The sequence below is a fragment of the Collinsella aerofaciens genome, from assembly GCF_015556945.1.
Classification (GTDB): domain Bacteria; phylum Actinomycetota; class Coriobacteriia; order Coriobacteriales; family Coriobacteriaceae; genus Collinsella; species Collinsella aerofaciens_AO.
In genome coordinates, this window is sequence record NZ_JADNNH010000017.1 from 1 (window position 1) to 15374 (window position 15374).

Consider the following 15374-nt stretch of genomic DNA (forward strand, 5'->3'; position numbering starts at 1 on the left):
GCCTGACCCCATATCGTTGGGGCCAGGCCCGATTTTGCCTCTTGACAATGTCCTGCTCATATTAAAAGGAACGTCCCTAACTGCCGGTCAAAAAACGAGCGAGGATCGTGGGGTCCTCGCTCGTTTTTTTGGGCAATGTTTCGACTGCGCCGTTACTTGTCGGCGGCTGCTTTCTTGGTAGTCGACTTCTTCGCGGTCGTCTTCTTGGCGGCAGTTGCTTTCTTGGCCGTCGTCTTCTTGGCCGCCGTCGTCTTCTTGGCCGTGCTCGCCTTGGTCGTGGTCTTGCGGCCGCGGGCGGGCTTCTTCTCCTTGGTCGGGCAGTCCATGTTCACGCAGATGCGCCACGGGCCGCGCGCCGTGTTGACCACCACGATGGGGGCGCCGCACTCGGGGCAGGTCTCACCCGTCGCCTCGAGCTTACCGCGCGCCGGCAGAGGATAGCTCACGCCGCAGTCATCGTAGTTGGTGCAGCGGATAAAGCGCTTGCCACTCTTCTCGCTCTTGTGCGCGATCAGGTCGCCATGGCGTCCGGCCTCGGCGCACACCTTGCACTCGCCCACCTTAAGGTCGGGCTCGTAGTTGGTGGGGCACGTGGGGTTCACGCAAATCTCGAAGGCCTTCTGGCGGAACGGCTGGCACTTAATGCGCGGCGCGCCGCACTCGGGGCACACGGCCGCCTCGCCCTCGAGCGGGCTTACCTTGACGCCGCTCGGCACCGGATAGGTCACATCGCAGTCGGGCCAGCCCATGCAGCCGATAAAGCTGCCGCGGGTCTTGGCGCTCGTCTTCATAACCAGGTCCTTGCCGCACTTGGGGCAAGCGCCCACGCGCGCATCGGCCGTGACGGCGTCGCTGATGGCGTCGCCCAGCTCCTGCGTGTGCTTGAGCAGCTCGTCGAGCACGCCAGCCAGCAGCGCGCGCGAGTGCGTCACGACATGCTCTTCGGTATCCTCGCCGCGCTCCACACGGGTCATGTCGCCATCGAGCTCGCTGGTCATATCGGGGCTCGTGATGCGCGGGGCAAACTGCGACAGTGCATCGATAATGGCGATGCCCAGCTGACTCGGCTCCACGGGATCGTTTTTGAGATAGCGCACGGCGTACAGGCGCTCGATGATGCTCGCGCGCGTGGACTTGGTGCCCAGGCCGCGCTTTTCCATCTCCTGCACGAGCTTGCCCTGGCTGTAGCGCGCGGGCGGCTCGGTCTGCTTGGCCTCGAGCTTAATGTCGAACACGTCGACCGTATCGCCCTGCTCCAGCGGCGGCATCTGCTCGTCGCGCTTGAGTCCGTACGGGTACGCCTCGCGGAAACCCGGGGTCACGAGCACATCGCCCGAAGCCACGAACGACTCGCCGTTCACGTCGAGCTCGAGCTTAGTGTTTTCGATGGTCGCGGGACCCATAAGCGTCGCTAGGAAGCGGCGGGCGATGAGGTCGTAGAGCTTGCGCTGGCCGCCGTCGAGCGTGGACGGATCGCCCTCGCCCGTGGGATAGATAGGCGGGTGGTCGGTGGTCTCGACCTTGCCGCGCGTGGGCTTCATGGGGCCGGCGAGGACCTTTTTGCACACGGGCGCCAGCGCCGGGTTGATCTTTGCAAGGTCACTCACCACAGCGCCCAGATCAAGCGTCGCGGGGTATACGGTATTGTCGACACGCGGGTAGCTGATGAGGCCCGCCATGTAGAGGGACTCGGCGATGCGCATGGTACGCGCAGGCGAGATACCCTCGGCTGCGGCGGCAGCCTGCAGCGAGGTGGTCGCAAACGGCGTGGGCGGCTGCTGCTTGCGCGAGCGCTTGGTCACCGCGGCGACGGTTGCCGTCTTGGCACCGTCAACGTGACCGTACGCCGTCTCAGCAGCATCCTTGTCGGTAAAGCGCGCCGTCTTGTGCGCGATCTTAAAGCGATCGTCCTCGGCAGCGCCTTGCGCGGCGCCCATGCCGCGAATCTGCCAATAGTCCTCGGGCACAAACGCCATGCGCTCGCGTTCGCGCTCGACCACCAGGGCAAGCGTCGGCGTCTGCACGCGGCCGGCGGAACGCACGTTGCCAAAGCCGCCAAACTTGGCGAGCGTCAGGTAGCGCGTGAGCACCGCACCCCAAATGAGGTCGATGTGCTGACGGCTCTCGCCGGCGTCGGCCAGGTTCTGGTCGAGCGAGACAAGGTTATCGAAGGCCTGCGTGATCTCGGCCTTGGTAAACGAAGAATACTGGGCGCGGGCGACCGGCAAGTCGGGCGCCACCTCGCGCACCTTGTTGAGGGCGTCCGAACCGATCAGCTCGCCCTCGCGATCGAAGTCCGTGGCGATGATGACGCTGTCGGACTTTTTGGCGAGGTTCTTAAGCGAGCGGATGAGTTCCTTCTCGGCCGGCAGCTTAATGACGGGTGCCCAGGTGAGATACGGCAGACTCTCGAGCTTCCAGCCCTTGATGGAGATGCCGTCGGCAAGAAACGGCTTGCGTTTGGTGTCGTAGGGCGGGCGTGCCAGGCCATCGGGCATGTCGGCCGGTAGCATCTCGCCGTCCTCGGTAACCGAATACCAGCCCAGCTTTTTATCGAACAGCACGCTGTCGCAAAAATCGGGCGCAAGGATGTGACCGGCCAGGCCGATGGTCACGCACTCCTCGCCCTTCCACTCAAAACGGTAGATTGCGGTGTTGTACACCTTGTCCTTTTTGGGTTTGCCCGTGGACAGACGCTCGGCAATCTGACGCGCGGCGTCGTTTTTCTCTGCGATGATGAGCTTCAAAAGAGGCTCCTATCTCGTGTCTCTGCGGCTACGCCCGCCCGTATGGCGGCCGATTTACGCCCTTGCTTGCTCGATCTGCCCGATGAGCCAATCGCACCAGGCATCCATGCCCTCGCCCTTGCGCGCGCTCACGGCAAACCGCGGCGCCTGCGGATTGAGGTCATCGAGTGTCCTAGTATACCTATCCATGTCAAAATCGAAAGCCGGGGCCACGTCGACCTTATTGAGCAGCTGCGCGCCGGCGTGCTGGAAGATGCCCGGGTACTTGATGGGCTTGTCGTCGCCCTCGGGCACCGAGAGAATCATGATGGACAGGTTCTCGCCCAGGTCAAAGTCGACCGGGCAGACCAGGTTGCCCACGTTTTCGATAAAGATGACGTCGATATTTTGAAGACCCACCGCCTGGTCGAACGCGTCAACGGCCTCCATGATCATGTTGCCCTCGAGGTGGCACAGGCCACCCGTGTTGATCTGGATGGCGGGCATGCCGGCTTCCTTCATGGTGATGGCGTCGACATCCGAGGCAATATCGCCCTCGATGACGGCACAGCGCAGGCCAGCCTTGTCGCGCAGGCGCTCGTTGGTGCCCAGGATCGTGGTGGTCTTGCCCGAACCGGGGCTCGACAGCACATTGATCACATAGGTGTTTGTCTCTTTAAATCGCTGTCGCAGCTGATCTGCCAGGCGCTCGTTGCGCGACAGAATCGGCGACGCGATATCAATCGTTTTCTCAGCCATACTCGGCACTCCTTACTTTGGCCCCTTTATACCCCATCACCAGATGGCTAGCGGGCTAATCGTCGGGGGTTTCGATTTCGATACTTGCGATGTCGAGCTCGCGGCCGTGCAGCAGACGCACGTTGGCGCCGCCACATTGGGGACAGCGGCAATGGAAGCGATCGTGCTCAAAGACCTCCCCGCAGTCCAGACACTCGCTTTGTGGATGGACTTCCTCCACGGCAAGCTCGCAGCCTCGCGTGAGCGGGTCCTCATCGCGAAATGTCTCCCACGCAAAGTCGAGCGCCTCGCGCACAACTTCGGTCATATCCCCGATACGCAGCGTTACCAAAACGGCGCGCGAGGCCCCCGCCCCACGCGCCGCGCGAATCACTGTATCGAGTATGCCGTTGACAATGCCAACCTCGTGCATACCGATTTACTCCTCGTCGTCCTCATCGTCCGAGAACAGGTCCAGACGGCTCACAAACAAGCCCTCCTTGCCCTCGCGCGCGGTAATGACCACGCGGGCAATGGCGAGCGAAATCTCGTAGAGCGAGAGCAGGGCACCATACATGAGGCCCAGCGTAACGGGCGAGCCGTCGGGCGTAATCACAGCCGAGCCCACAAGCAGGCCCACGTACACGTAGCGCCAGGCGCCGCGGAAGGCCGCGTAGGACACGATGTGGAAGACGGACAGGTAGAAGATGATAAGCGGCAGCTCAAACGCCACGCCAAAGCCGATCATAAAGAGCAGCTCCATGTTGACGTAGTTCTCCAGGTCGGGCAGCGCCGTGGCGACGGCCGAGGTCTCGCCGATAAGCCACTCAAAGCCCGCCGGGATGATGATGAAATAGCAGAAGATGGCGCCCAGGAAGAACAGCACCGTCGAGGCGAGCACCGTGGGCACGACCCATTTGCGCTCGTTGGGACGCAGCGCCGGCAGGAAAAATGCTAGAATCTGCCAGATGATCATGGGCGTGCACATGACCACGGCCATCTTGATGGCCAGCGAGAAGCGCAGGCCAAAGCCGCCGAGCGTGGTGGTGATGTAGAACTTACCGTCCGGCACAAAGGAGCGGATGGGGTCTTCCAGGATGTCGAGCACCACGGGCGTGGCGAAATACAGCACGATGGCGGCGGCAAACACCGACACGACCACGATAGTCAGGCGGCGACGGAGCTCTCCCAGGTGATCGAAGAGCGGCATACGCGCAGGTCCGATAGGCATTACTCATCGCCTCCCTTCGGGGCGTCGGCGGCAGCGGCGTCGTCCTCGGCCTCGAGTTCGCGAGCGAGCTGGTCGACGACGGCCTTGCGCTTGCGGGGACGACGGGCGTAGAGGTCAGCCGTCGTGGGCTCTGCCGGCTCGGGCTCCGGCTCTGCAGCAGGCTCGGGCTCGACGACAAGCTCGGCGGCAGCGGCAGACTCGGCACCCTCGGCCTCGGACTCCTCAGCAGCACCCTCGCCCTCGGCGGCAGCCTCACTCGCGGCCTTCTCGGCAGCAAGACGGGCGCGACGCTCGGCAAAGGTCTCCTTCTTTGCGGGCGCAGCCGTCTCAACGGCATCCTCGTCTGCATCGGAATCGTCATCGACGGCAGCCTTCTTGGGCTTGACCGGGGCCGACGCGGCCTCGCTCACCGGATCGATTATCTCGGACTGAACAACGGCCGTCATCTTTTCCTGCGTCTCGCGGAACTGACGGATGGCACGGCCGATCGTGCGGCCCATCTGTGGGAGCTTATCCGGGCCAAACAGCAAAAAGCCGAAGACCACGATGATCGCGAGCTCACCCTCTCCAATACCAAACACACATACCTCCAAGGCTCGATGTGAGTCGAGCCCGCACCGCGCCATTCGGCCGGAACTCGTCTATTCATTCGGTCAAGTATAGCGCCCGGACGCCAAAACGTCCGAGCGCATCACAAACATATGCCAAACGGCACGCCCTTTTGGGGGCAAAGATTATGCAGCGGTGATCGAAATCTCCTGGTCGACACCCAACAGCTGGACCACGCGCATCACCGGGGGCTGCACATTGGTGCAGCTAAAGCGCTTGCCGTGGTCGACCGCGTGGTGCGCGGCGCCCACGAGCACGCCAATGCCCGTCGAATCGATGTAGCTCACCTGGGCAAAATCGAGCTCAACGGCCTCAGTGGGCTGCTCGAGCGCCAGGTCGATGGCATTACGCAGGCTATCGGCGTTAGAGATATCGATCTCGCCGGTTACCTTAATGGTGTAGAGCTCTGGCGTGGGGTTGGTGGAAATACCCAAATCCATGTATACGCTCCTTTACGTATCGAAAGTGCGGATAGTACTGGAAGCCGCGCGTTAGGCGCGCTCGGCACGCGCAAGCTCGGCAGCGACGAGCTTGACGGCCAGCACCAGCACATCGAGCGCGGCCTCCAGGTCCTCGACCGTGGGATAGCTCGGCGCGATGCGGATGTTGGTATCGCGCGGATCCTTGCCATAGGGCCAGGTAGCACCGGCCGGCGTGAGCTTGACGCCCAGGTCGGCGCACAGCGCGGCGACCTTTTGGGCCGAGCCCTCGGGACCATCGAAGCTTACAAAGTAGCCGCCGCGGGGATGCGTCCAGGTGGCGCAGCCCGTGCCGCCCAGGCCCTCGGTGAGCTTGCGCTCAACGGCCTCAAAGCGCGGACGCAAAAACTCGGCATGCTTTTTCATGTGCTCCTTGACCGCCTCGATGGTGGGAAGGAAACGCACGTGACGCAGTTGGTTGAGCTTATCGGCGCTGATGAGGCCGGCCTTCAGGCGCTTGGAGAACTCCGCGATAACCGCGGGGCTCGCACCGATAAAGCCGATACCGGCACCCGGGAAAGTGATCTTGGACGTCGAGGCGAATGCCACCACGCGGTCCTCGGTGCCCGCCGTGCGGGCAAGATCGAAGATGTTGGCGAGCTCGTCGGTCTCGTCGTACAGGTCGTGCACGCAGTAGGCGTTGTCCCAGAAGATGCGGAAATCGGGTGCGGCCGTGGGCATCTCAATCAGGCGGCGCACAGTGTCCTCGCTAAAGGTGATGCCCGTGGGGTTGGAATACTTGGGTACGCACCAGATGCCCTTGATGGAATCGTCGGCGGCGACGAGGCGCTCGACCTCGTCCATGTCGGGGCCGTTGTCGGTCATCGCGACGGGGACGTTCTCGATACCCAGATCGGCGGTGATGCCAAAGTGGCGGTCGTAGCCGGGAACCGGGCACAGGAACTTGACCTTCTTGCCGTCGTGCGCGGCCTCGTAAGCCTCCCAAGGGTCGCTACCACATGAGCCGCAACGCCAGAACATACCGGCGATATCGTGCTCGATCAGCAAGCTCGACGAGCCCAGCACGAGCGTCTGCTCGGCGGGGCAACCCAGGAACTCCCCCGCTAGCTTGCGTGCCGAGGGAATGCCCTCAAAGCAGCCGTAGTTGGAGCAGTCGACGTTGCCGTCGTGCAAATCGGCGTCGGCGTTGAGGATATCGAGCATGGGGCGCGAGATGTCCACCTGGGCGGGCGATGGCTTGCCGCGGGCCATATCGAGCGCCAGGCCCTTGGCCTTGACCTCGGCGACCTCGGCCTTGAGCGCCTCGATGGCGGCATCGAGTTCGGTGGTTTCCATCTTCTGGTAGATCGTCTGCATGGGTGCGACCTTTCACGAAGCGGTACGTTGCAATTCTTCTAAGTATAGACCGCCACCGTCGCAACGTTATGAAGCCGTGATAGATTAAGTCCATCGCAATGAATTACGAATCGCCGCGCATGCCGGCGTGGGGCGCCCAAGGAGGCACTATGGAGTACGGATCGTTCCAAGCCGAGGAATTCGGCGACCTACAGCGCCTGGTCGATGGGCTGTTTTACGACCACCACGCCATCGACCGCCTGGATCTCATCGTACAGGCAGAAATCTTGGACCTGGCGCCCGACCTCATGGAAATCGTGAACCTTTTGCCGCCCGGCTACTACGACCGCCAATCGCTTTGCGACCAGCTCAACTCCGCCTTGGCCGCCCACGGCTGGGGCGCCGTCTACGGCACCGTGGAATAAACCTAGTCATTTAAGAACGTCCCCAATGACTAAAACGCCGCTTGTGATGGTGTTCACAGGCGGCGTTTTCAAACTTGTATGTGCTTTTACTTGTCCTTGGGCGCGGGGTGCTTGCAGATCACACTCATGTAGATCATGCCAAGTACGGCCGCGGTGACAGAGCCGGCGAGAATAGCGGCCTTGGCAGCCAGAACCTCAAACTGGGCCGTCGGGAAGGCGAGGCCGCTGATGAGAATCGACATGGTAAAGCCGATACCGCCCAGAATGCCCACGCCGGCAATCATATGCCAGTTGACATTGTGCGGCAGCTCGCAGGCCTTGAGCTTGACCAAGGCGAACGTCATGCCAAAGATACCGATCGGCTTACCCAGCAGCATGCCAAAGTACACGCCGAGCGTCACCGGGTCGGTGAGCAGCGTGCTCATGTCCACGCCCACTAGGCGAACCTGTGCGTTGACGAACGCAAAGATCGGCAGGATCACAAAGTTGACCGGCGTGGAGATCAGGCGCTCCATGCGGATGAGCGGCGGGGTCACGCGGTGCATGACGCGCTCGACTTTGGTGGTCGAGACGGTAAAGTCATGCTGGCCCAGGATGTGCGCCTCGTCGTCGTAGCGGTCATCGAGCAGCGGCAAGCACTCGCCCAGCCAATCGGTGAGGCTATCAAGCTTAACACCGCACTTGGCCGGGATGGTGAAGGCCAGGATGACGCCAGCAAGCGTAGCGTGCACGCCGCTCTTGAACATGCAGAACCACAACAGCAGGCCCAGTACCGAATACGGGGCAAGGCGGTAATGCTGCGTCTTGTTGAGCCACACGAGCGCACAGGTCACAAGCGCGGCGGCGCCCAACCAAAACGGATTGGGGCTCTGACCGTAGAAGATGGCGATGGCGGCGATGGAGATGAGGTCGTCGGCGATGGCGAGCGTCGAGAAGAACACGCGCACGCCGTTGGGCACGCGGTTGCCCAAAAGCGACAGCACGCCCAGCGCAAAGGCAATATCGGTTGCCATGGGAATGGCCCAGCCGTTGTGCGCGCCGGCATGGTTAAAGATCAGATAGATGCAGGCGGGAACGACGACGCCGCCCACGGCCGCCAGCATGGGAAGCATAGCCTGGCGCGGGTTTTTGAGCTCGCCAACTGTCATCTCGTACTTGAGCTCAATGCCCACCAACAAAAAGAAAATCGCCATGAGGAAGTCGTTGACGAATAGCTCAACGGTGAGACCGGCCGTAAGGTTGCCCAGACCCACATACAGCGGGGTCTCCAAAAAGTGATGGATGGCCTCGTAGGCATCGGTATTGGCGCAAATGACGGCGGCGATGGCGGCGAAGACCATGACGGCGGCGGAAATCGTGCCGTTCTCGGCGATGCGCTCCCAAATGTCATGGCGCTCAAAACGCTTGCGCTCACGGACGTTGAACAGCTGCTCGGGTGCTGCCATGGGCGGCTCCTTTCACGGGAAAGCTCCCGTCTTAAAAAAGCACGGCCCGCCCAAGTGGCGGCGCCGCGCTCTAACGTATTACGCTTGCATCTAGCCTACCCTGCACGACAAGCACGCAGGCGTGGCCGAAAAGCGGAACCACAGGTTGAACATTATTTGTTCAACGGCACGGGCACGCCTGTCCAAGAGACGACACGGCGCCGTGCACAAAAAACGACCGGAGCGCGGGGCGTCCGCGGTCCGGTCGTGGCGTTTGGTCAACTAAACCTAGCAGGCGGCCATGATGGGGGCAGCGACCTGCTTCTTACGGGAGAGGACGCCCGGCATCCAGACGCCGTCGTGCTCGTCGGCAATGCCCAAGCCCTTCTGAGCGGCCTCGGTCTCGCCCTCGAGCAGGACCTGCGAGCCTTCCTCCATGATGTCGGTGATGCACAGAACGATGCCGTCGGCACCCTTCTCGGCGGCGTAGGCGCGCATGGCCTCGCGAATCTCGTCGATCATGCCGAGTGCGCGGGTCTTGTCGACGGTCTCGTACTGGCCGATGAGCAGCTTCTTACCAGCGGGCTCGAACATCTTGATGTCGTTGCCGACCATCTCGGCTGCGGTGAAGGAGCCGGACGGACGGGTGAGGAAGACCTCCATGCCAAACTTGACCGGGTCGACGCCCACCTGCTCGCCGAGCTTGGCGGCGACGGCGCGGTCGACATCGGTGGTGGTGGGGCTCTTGAGCATGAGCATGTCGGTCATCATGGCCGAGAGCAGCAGCTTGGCCTGGACGTCGGAAAGCTCAACGCCGAGCACGCCGGCGAGCTTGGTGACGATGGTGCAGCTGGAGCCCCAGGGCAGGCAGATGTAGTGCAGCGGGCCGGCGGTCTCGAAGTCGCCGATGCGGTGATGATCGACAACGCCAAAGACCGTGGCGTCCTTAAGGCCGGCGACGGACTGGGCAGACTCGTTGTGGTCGGTGAGGACGACGAGCTGACCGGCCTCGACGGACTCGATCACGCGGGGCTCGGCGATGCCGGCGTCGGCGAGCAGCTTGGCGGACTCGGCCGGAAGCTGACCAAGGGTGCAGGCCTCGTAGGTGTTGCCGGCATACTCAACCTGGTTGAGCAGCTGGGACAGGACGACGGCGCTCATGATGGCGTCGTTATCGGGGTTCTGGTGACCAAAGACAAGAACGTTTGCCATGGATATCCTCCACTTGATATGTGTACTTGGACGTAGCTATGGTAGCACGCCGATGCCGAGCCTTCGCAGACGGAAGGGCCACGGTATATTTTGGGGCGCAGGCACGGGGGCCAAGGCTGTCCCTTTTGCACCATGTTGGTGCAAAGTAACCTGTCCCCCTTGCACCAGCTATTTACCGGCGGCGCGCAGGGCTACGTAGGCGGCACCGATGATGCCGGCGTCGTTTCCGAGCGAAGCGACCTTAATGGGCGTCTCGCGCGAGGCAGAAAGCGCGTAGCGCTGGAAATGCTCACGAACTGCGTCGAGGTAGACATCGGCCGAAGCGGACGCGCCGCCACCGATCAGGAACATCTCGGGGTCGACCACGTTGGCAATGAGCGCCAGGGCACGGCCGAGATAGTCGGCCATGGTATCGGCCGCGGCAAGCGCGAGCTTGTCGCCCTCGCGGCAGGCCTGGAACACGTCCTTGGAATCGGAGGGGCCGGTGAGCTCGATGGGGTCGACGCCCGCCTTCTTGCACTCGGCAAGGTAGTTGCTCACCACGCCGGTGGCGCTGGAATACTGCTCCAGGTGGCCATGGCCGCCGCAGCCGCAGGTGCGCTCCTCAGCCGGGTTCAGGCACATGTGGCCGATCTCGCCGCCAGCACCCACAACGCCCGATACCACATCGCCGTTAACGATAACGCCGCCGCCCACGCCGGTACCGATGGTGACCATAACCACGTTCTGCACGCCCTTGGCAGAACCGAGCCAGGCCTCGCCCATGGCAGCGGCGTTGGCATCGTTCTCATACTTAACGACCGCATCGGGGCAGTGCTCCTGAATGGCGACCCTCAGCTCGGGCAGGTTAATGGCAATGTTGGCCTTGACCTTGGCATCGCCCGACGCCGGGATGGGACACGGAACGGCCAGGCCAATGCCCGCCACAAAGGCACGCGGAATCTGTGCCTTGGCGACCACCTGGTCGATAGCCTCGGTCACCGCGGCAAAGCCCGCAGCGTCAACGATAGGAGGCGTGGGCACGCTGGCCTTGGCAAGCAGGTTGCCGTCCTCGTCGAACAGGCCCTCCTTAACCGAAGTGCCGCCGACGTCGATGCCGATGTAGTACTGCTTAGGTTCCATGGGAGCCCGCCTTTCTCGTTTAAACATTGCCTGTATGGTACCGCTCCCAAGGCAAAAACCTACCAAAAAGGGACAGGTTTGTTTTGGCAGGTTTTATCTGGGGTAACGCAATTGGCTGCCCAACAGGCCGCGCAAGACCATCCCCAAAAATAAAGGCGCCGGGAGGCGGAGGCTCCCGGCGCCCGTCAAAGGGACTATGTTGTCTGTTGGACCGCACGGTCCGTCGCGGCGATAACGCCGACTAGGCCTGAAGTGCCTGCAGCTGCTTGTGAACCTCGATGAGCTCCGTCGCCATGACGCGCATGGTCTCGGTGCCGGCCATCTGGTCCTCGGCATGCAGCAAAATCAACGGGGCCTCGCCGTTACGTTCGCCGTTGGCCTCCTTCTTCAGAAGCCCCATGTGAACATCGTGGCCACCGTTATAGGCCTCGTCGCCCTGCTTGATAAGCTCCTCGGCGGCGTCAAAATCGCCCTCCTTGGCCTTTTGCACGGCATTGATGTACATGCTCTTGGCGGTACCGACGTAGCTGATGATCTCAAAGCAGGTCATCTGCAGTTCGTTCATATCCTCCATGCAGAGCACCTAGCCCATCACGCTGACGCAGTGGTCGATGATGCCGGCAGCGTTCATGCGGCCGTAGTCGACCATGTTGATGACCTCGACCGGAAAACGACCGGCGGCCTCCTTCTCAAAATCGCCCTTGGTGTAGCCGATCTGCGGACCAAGCAGCAACATGTCGCACTCGTCCAGGTGATCGTGGGCCTCGTTCATGGGACGAGCCTCGACCTCAATATCCAGACCACGGTTTGCAACCTCGGCCTGCATCTTCTGGACCAGCAGGCTCGTGGACATACCGGCATTGCAGCAGAGCATGATCTTCTTCATGGTTTCCTCCTTATAACTGCGCGGCGCGCAGACGACAACTGGTTTTATTCCTTGCGGCTATTGTGCCCACCCCCCCCCGCATCTTTACACAAGGGAGAGAGCTGCGGGCACCGGCGCCGCGTACCGGCGCCCGCAAAGGTGAAAGGGACGAACGTTAGGCGTTCTACTCGGCGAGAGCCTCCTGCTTGGCGATTGCCTTCTCGGAAATCTTCATAAAGGGCAGGTAGACGGCCATGCCAATGACAATCTCGATAGCCTGCCACACGCCAGCGCGCCAGTCAAAGCCCGTAGCGAGCAGGGCATTGATGACGGGAGGCATGGTCCAGGGCACCTGGGCGATGCAGGGGCTGATGATGCCTGCGCAGGTAAGGCCATAGGTGATGCCGATGAACAGGTCGGGAAGGAGGACAAACGGGATCATGAGCGGCAGGTTGTACACGATGGGGTAACCGTAGATAACCGGCTCGTTGATGTTGAACAGACCAGGCAGGATAGCCATCTTGGAAACGGTCTCGGAAGCCTTGTTTTTGGAGAACAGGAGCGTGTCGAGCAGGAGCATGAGGGTGCAGCCCGAGCCGCCGATGAGGGCGAAGCTGTTAACGATCTGCATGTTCATGTAGTGATCGGGCTGGATGGTGCCACCGGCGGCAAAGGTAGCCATGTTGTCGACGATGAGCATGGTCAGGATCGGCTCGACGGTAGCGCCAGAGATGGTGGACTGGTGAATACCGACGCAGAACAGCAGGTTAGCAAGGGTGTAGATGAGGATAACAGCCCACGGACCAGCGTTCATGATGCTCTTGAGCGGGTTGGAGATGCACGTGGAGATGATGGTGCACAGATCGGTGCCGGCGCCCACGGCGAGCAGGGCTGCGGCAAGAGCGAAGACCGCGAGGTTAAGCAGCATCGGAATCATGACGTTGAAGGAGTTGGAGACCGCGGGAGGCACGCCCTCGCCCAGCTTAACCTTGAGCTTCTCGACGCCAGAAATCTTGATGAAGAGCGAGACGGAAAGTAGGGCGATGATAATAGCCGAGAACAGACCGTTGGTGCCGGTGTTGGCAGTCGAAAGGGCGCCCGTGACCTCGGCGGAGGTGATCTTGTCGGTGAGCAGTGGGCTCGTGGCGGCAAGCGTGGCGGTGATCTGCTGCGGCATCATGATGACGAAGGCAGAGATAGCGACGACCATGCAAGCAAGCGGATTATCGAAGCGCTTGTTCTTAGCGAGGCTGTAGCCAATCAATCCGGCCAAGATAATGGCAGAAACGTTGAGGGTGCCCAGCGTAATCGCCGAACCCCACGTCTGAAGGTTGGCAAGGCCCGCCGCATCGAGCGGGAACAGAGGGAACACGACGTTGTTAATAAGAACCGCGATACCCGCAAGGATATAGAGCGGCGTGATGGTCGCGAAGGCGTCACGCAGGGAACGCAGGTGAACCTGGTTTCCCACCTTCGCAGAGACCTCGGCAAACTTGTCGAGGAAGCTCTTTCCGTTGTCACTGGCCATGATTGCTCCTAACTTTCAAATCCGGCCTTTTCCTATGCGCACGGTGGTCTGTCGCCCTCTGCCACCAGATGTGCCATGTGTTGCGCGCGGCGGCGCGCGGTCTGGACGTTCGTCCGGTCGCTAAACAACCACGTGGGTCGTGGCGACCTGTTTGAGCCAGGCCGCCGACTTCTTAAGACGGCGCTTATAGCCATCCATCAGATCGACCTCGACAAAGCCATAGCGATTCTTAAAGGCATTGGCCCAAGACCAGTTATCGATGACGGCCCAATAATGGTATCCGCGGCACTTGGCGCCCTCGTCGATGGCCTTGGCCACCCACTCCAGGTGCTGACGTACAAAGTCGACGCGGTAGTCATCCTGGATGGTTCCTTCGGCGTCACGGTTCTTGTATTCGTCCATGATGCCGATGCCGTTCTCGGAAACGAACCACTCAAGATCGGGGTAGTTCTTAGCGCAGTCCATGCCAAAGTCGTAGAGGCCCTGCGGGTAGATCTCCCAGCCGCGGCTCTCGTTCATAACGGCGTCGGGCCATACGTACTCGTCGGCAAAGTGCGGCAGGCCGTACTGGTCGACCTTGCTCGCCGGCGCCTGAACACGCGTGGGGTGGTAGTAGTTGCAGCCTAGCCAGTCGACAACACCCTGCTTGAGGATCTCTTGGTCGCCGGCGCGGAACGGGAGCTTAACGCCGCCCTCGGCCAGGCTGTCGAGCACGTCGGCAGGAAGCTCGCCCTTGGTGATGAGGTCGAGCCACCAGCGGTTGTTGATGCCGCTGGTCATGCGCACGGCCTCGAGGTCCGCCTCGCTGGGGTTCTCCTTGGTGTAGACCGGGGTAAAGCAGTTAATCATGCCGATCTTGGCATCGGCGCGAATAGCGCCCTCGTCATAGGCGCGACGATAGTTGGCCACGGCCAGCGCGTGCGCCAGCGAGATGTGATACTGCACGGTGCGGGCGCGGTTGAAGTCGTGGAGCTGCGGGAACCACACGCCCTCCTGATAGCGCTGCTCGGGCTCGACGATGGGCTCGTTAAAGGTGAACCAGTACTTAATCTCCTGGCCAAACTCGTGGAAGGCGACGTCGGCGTAATGTGCGTAAGCCTCGACAACCTCACGGCTCTCCCAGCCGCCACGGTTAAAGAGGTAGGTGGGCATGTCAAAGTGGTACAAGTTGACAAACGGCTCCAAGCCGGCTTCGCGAGAGGCGCGGAACAACTCGTGATACCACGCGGCACCTTCCTCGTTGAGGTTGCCGTCGGCATCGAGCAGACGGCTCCACTGGATGGAAGTGCGATAGGTATCCAGACCCAAGTCCTTCAAAATGCGAAGGTCTTCCTGGTACTTGGCCATAAAGTCATTGCCGGCGTAAGAGCCAACGCGGTTGTAGAACGAACCCAGATCCTGGATGGACCAGGTGTCCCACAGGTTCTCGAGCTTGCCGCCCTGGTTCCACTGACCCTCAGTCTGCGGGCCGGACATAGCAGCGCCAAAGAAGAAGTCGTTGGGCAGCTGATACTGTGCCATCAAAGTCCTCGCTTTCGTGTTCTAGAGCTTCCGGTTGGAGACGGGTTTGCTTTGGCAGGTTATCCGGCGCGGGCGCGCACCGGCCATACCGATATCCAACCCGCCAAAACAAAACCGTCCCCAAACGGTCGATCCTGTTGTGCGGAAGGATTCCGTTCGTTGCTTAAATTATAGCGCCCTAATTTTTAAAAGTAAAGC

General features: G+C 61.5%; 15 protein-coding genes. 1 reads left to right on the plus strand and 14 read right to left on the minus strand.

All coding sequences use genetic code 11. The features are described 5' to 3' along the window. Positions 1-152: 152 nt before the first annotated feature. The 7 genes from I2F59_RS06060 to I2F59_RS06090 all read right to left on the minus strand — a co-directional run bounded on the left by I2F59_RS06060 (position 153) and on the right by I2F59_RS06090 (position 7100). On the minus strand, positions 153-2747 hold the full coding sequence (locus I2F59_RS06060) for a DNA topoisomerase I (RefSeq protein WP_195503565.1): 2595 nt from the start codon (positions 2745-2747) through the stop codon (positions 153-155). Positions 2748-2801: 54 nt separating this feature from the next. Further along, positions 2802-3485 carry a hydrogenase nickel incorporation protein HypB gene (hypB, locus tag I2F59_RS06065; RefSeq protein WP_161115879.1) on the minus strand — a complete coding sequence of 228 codons (684 nt, stop codon included), beginning with the start codon at positions 3483-3485 and terminating at the stop codon, positions 2802-2804. 55 nt (positions 3486-3540) lie between these two features. Beyond that, entirely contained in the window at positions 3541-3897 is a 357-nt protein-coding gene (gene hypA, locus I2F59_RS06070; protein WP_117565013.1) for a hydrogenase maturation nickel metallochaperone HypA, read from the minus strand. Positions 3898-3903: 6 nt separating this feature from the next. Then, positions 3904-4695: a twin-arginine translocase subunit TatC gene (tatC, locus tag I2F59_RS06075; RefSeq protein ID WP_022093860.1), complete on the minus strand. Its 792-nt coding sequence runs from the start codon at positions 4693-4695 to the stop codon at positions 3904-3906. Further along, positions 4695-5276 carry a twin-arginine translocase TatA/TatE family subunit gene (locus tag I2F59_RS06080; protein WP_195503566.1) on the minus strand — a complete coding sequence of 194 codons (582 nt, stop codon included), beginning with the start codon at positions 5274-5276 and terminating at the stop codon, positions 4695-4697. Before I2F59_RS06080 ends, tatC begins: the two co-directional genes overlap by 1 nt. A 153-nt stretch (positions 5277-5429) precedes the next feature. Then, positions 5430-5744, minus strand: coding sequence for an STAS domain-containing protein (locus tag I2F59_RS06085; protein ID WP_035137695.1), 315 nt, complete (start codon positions 5742-5744; stop codon positions 5430-5432). A gap of 51 nt (positions 5745-5795) precedes the next feature. Then, positions 5796-7100 (minus strand): aminotransferase class I/II-fold pyridoxal phosphate-dependent enzyme, encoded by a 1305-nt coding sequence (locus I2F59_RS06090; protein ID WP_195503567.1) that lies wholly within the window; start codon positions 7098-7100, stop codon positions 5796-5798. Positions 7101-7249: 149 nt separating this feature from the next. Here I2F59_RS06090 and I2F59_RS06095 point away from each other — a divergent pair, with 149 nt between their 5' ends. Next, complete coding sequence (locus I2F59_RS06095; protein WP_195503568.1) at positions 7250-7504, plus strand: hypothetical protein; 255 nt, start codon at positions 7250-7252, stop codon at positions 7502-7504. Positions 7505-7590: 86 nt separating this feature from the next. Here the strand turns inward: I2F59_RS06095 and nhaA are convergent, their stop codons facing one another. The 7 genes from nhaA to I2F59_RS06130 form a co-directional block, all read right to left on the minus strand. Then, the gene (gene nhaA, locus I2F59_RS06100; protein WP_195503569.1) at positions 7591-8949 is read right to left on the minus strand and encodes a Na+/H+ antiporter NhaA; all 1359 of its coding nucleotides are present in this window, start codon (positions 8947-8949) and stop codon (positions 7591-7593) included. 267 nt (positions 8950-9216) lie between these two features. After that, the gene (locus I2F59_RS06105) at positions 9217-10140 is read right to left on the minus strand and encodes a manganese-dependent inorganic pyrophosphatase (protein WP_195503570.1); all 924 of its coding nucleotides are present in this window, start codon (positions 10138-10140) and stop codon (positions 9217-9219) included. A gap of 168 nt (positions 10141-10308) precedes the next feature. Then, positions 10309-11262 (minus strand): ROK family protein, encoded by a 954-nt coding sequence (locus tag I2F59_RS06110; RefSeq protein WP_229065365.1) that lies wholly within the window; start codon positions 11260-11262, stop codon positions 10309-10311. A gap of 241 nt (positions 11263-11503) precedes the next feature. Next, on the minus strand, positions 11504-11836 hold the full coding sequence (locus I2F59_RS06115; RefSeq protein WP_197736861.1) for a PTS lactose/cellobiose transporter subunit IIA: 333 nt from the start codon (positions 11834-11836) through the stop codon (positions 11504-11506). A gap of 9 nt (positions 11837-11845) precedes the next feature. Next, positions 11846-12148 (minus strand): PTS sugar transporter subunit IIB, encoded by a 303-nt coding sequence (locus I2F59_RS06120; protein ID WP_035137700.1) that lies wholly within the window; start codon positions 12146-12148, stop codon positions 11846-11848. 163 nt (positions 12149-12311) lie between these two features. Further along, positions 12312-13655 (minus strand): PTS sugar transporter subunit IIC, encoded by a 1344-nt coding sequence (locus I2F59_RS06125; RefSeq protein WP_195503572.1) that lies wholly within the window; start codon positions 13653-13655, stop codon positions 12312-12314. A 120-nt stretch (positions 13656-13775) separates the two neighbouring features. Next, positions 13776-15176, minus strand: a complete 1401-nt coding sequence (locus I2F59_RS06130) for a glycoside hydrolase family 1 protein (RefSeq protein WP_195503573.1) — start codon at positions 15174-15176, stop codon at positions 13776-13778. Positions 15177-15374 lie beyond the last annotated feature (198 nt).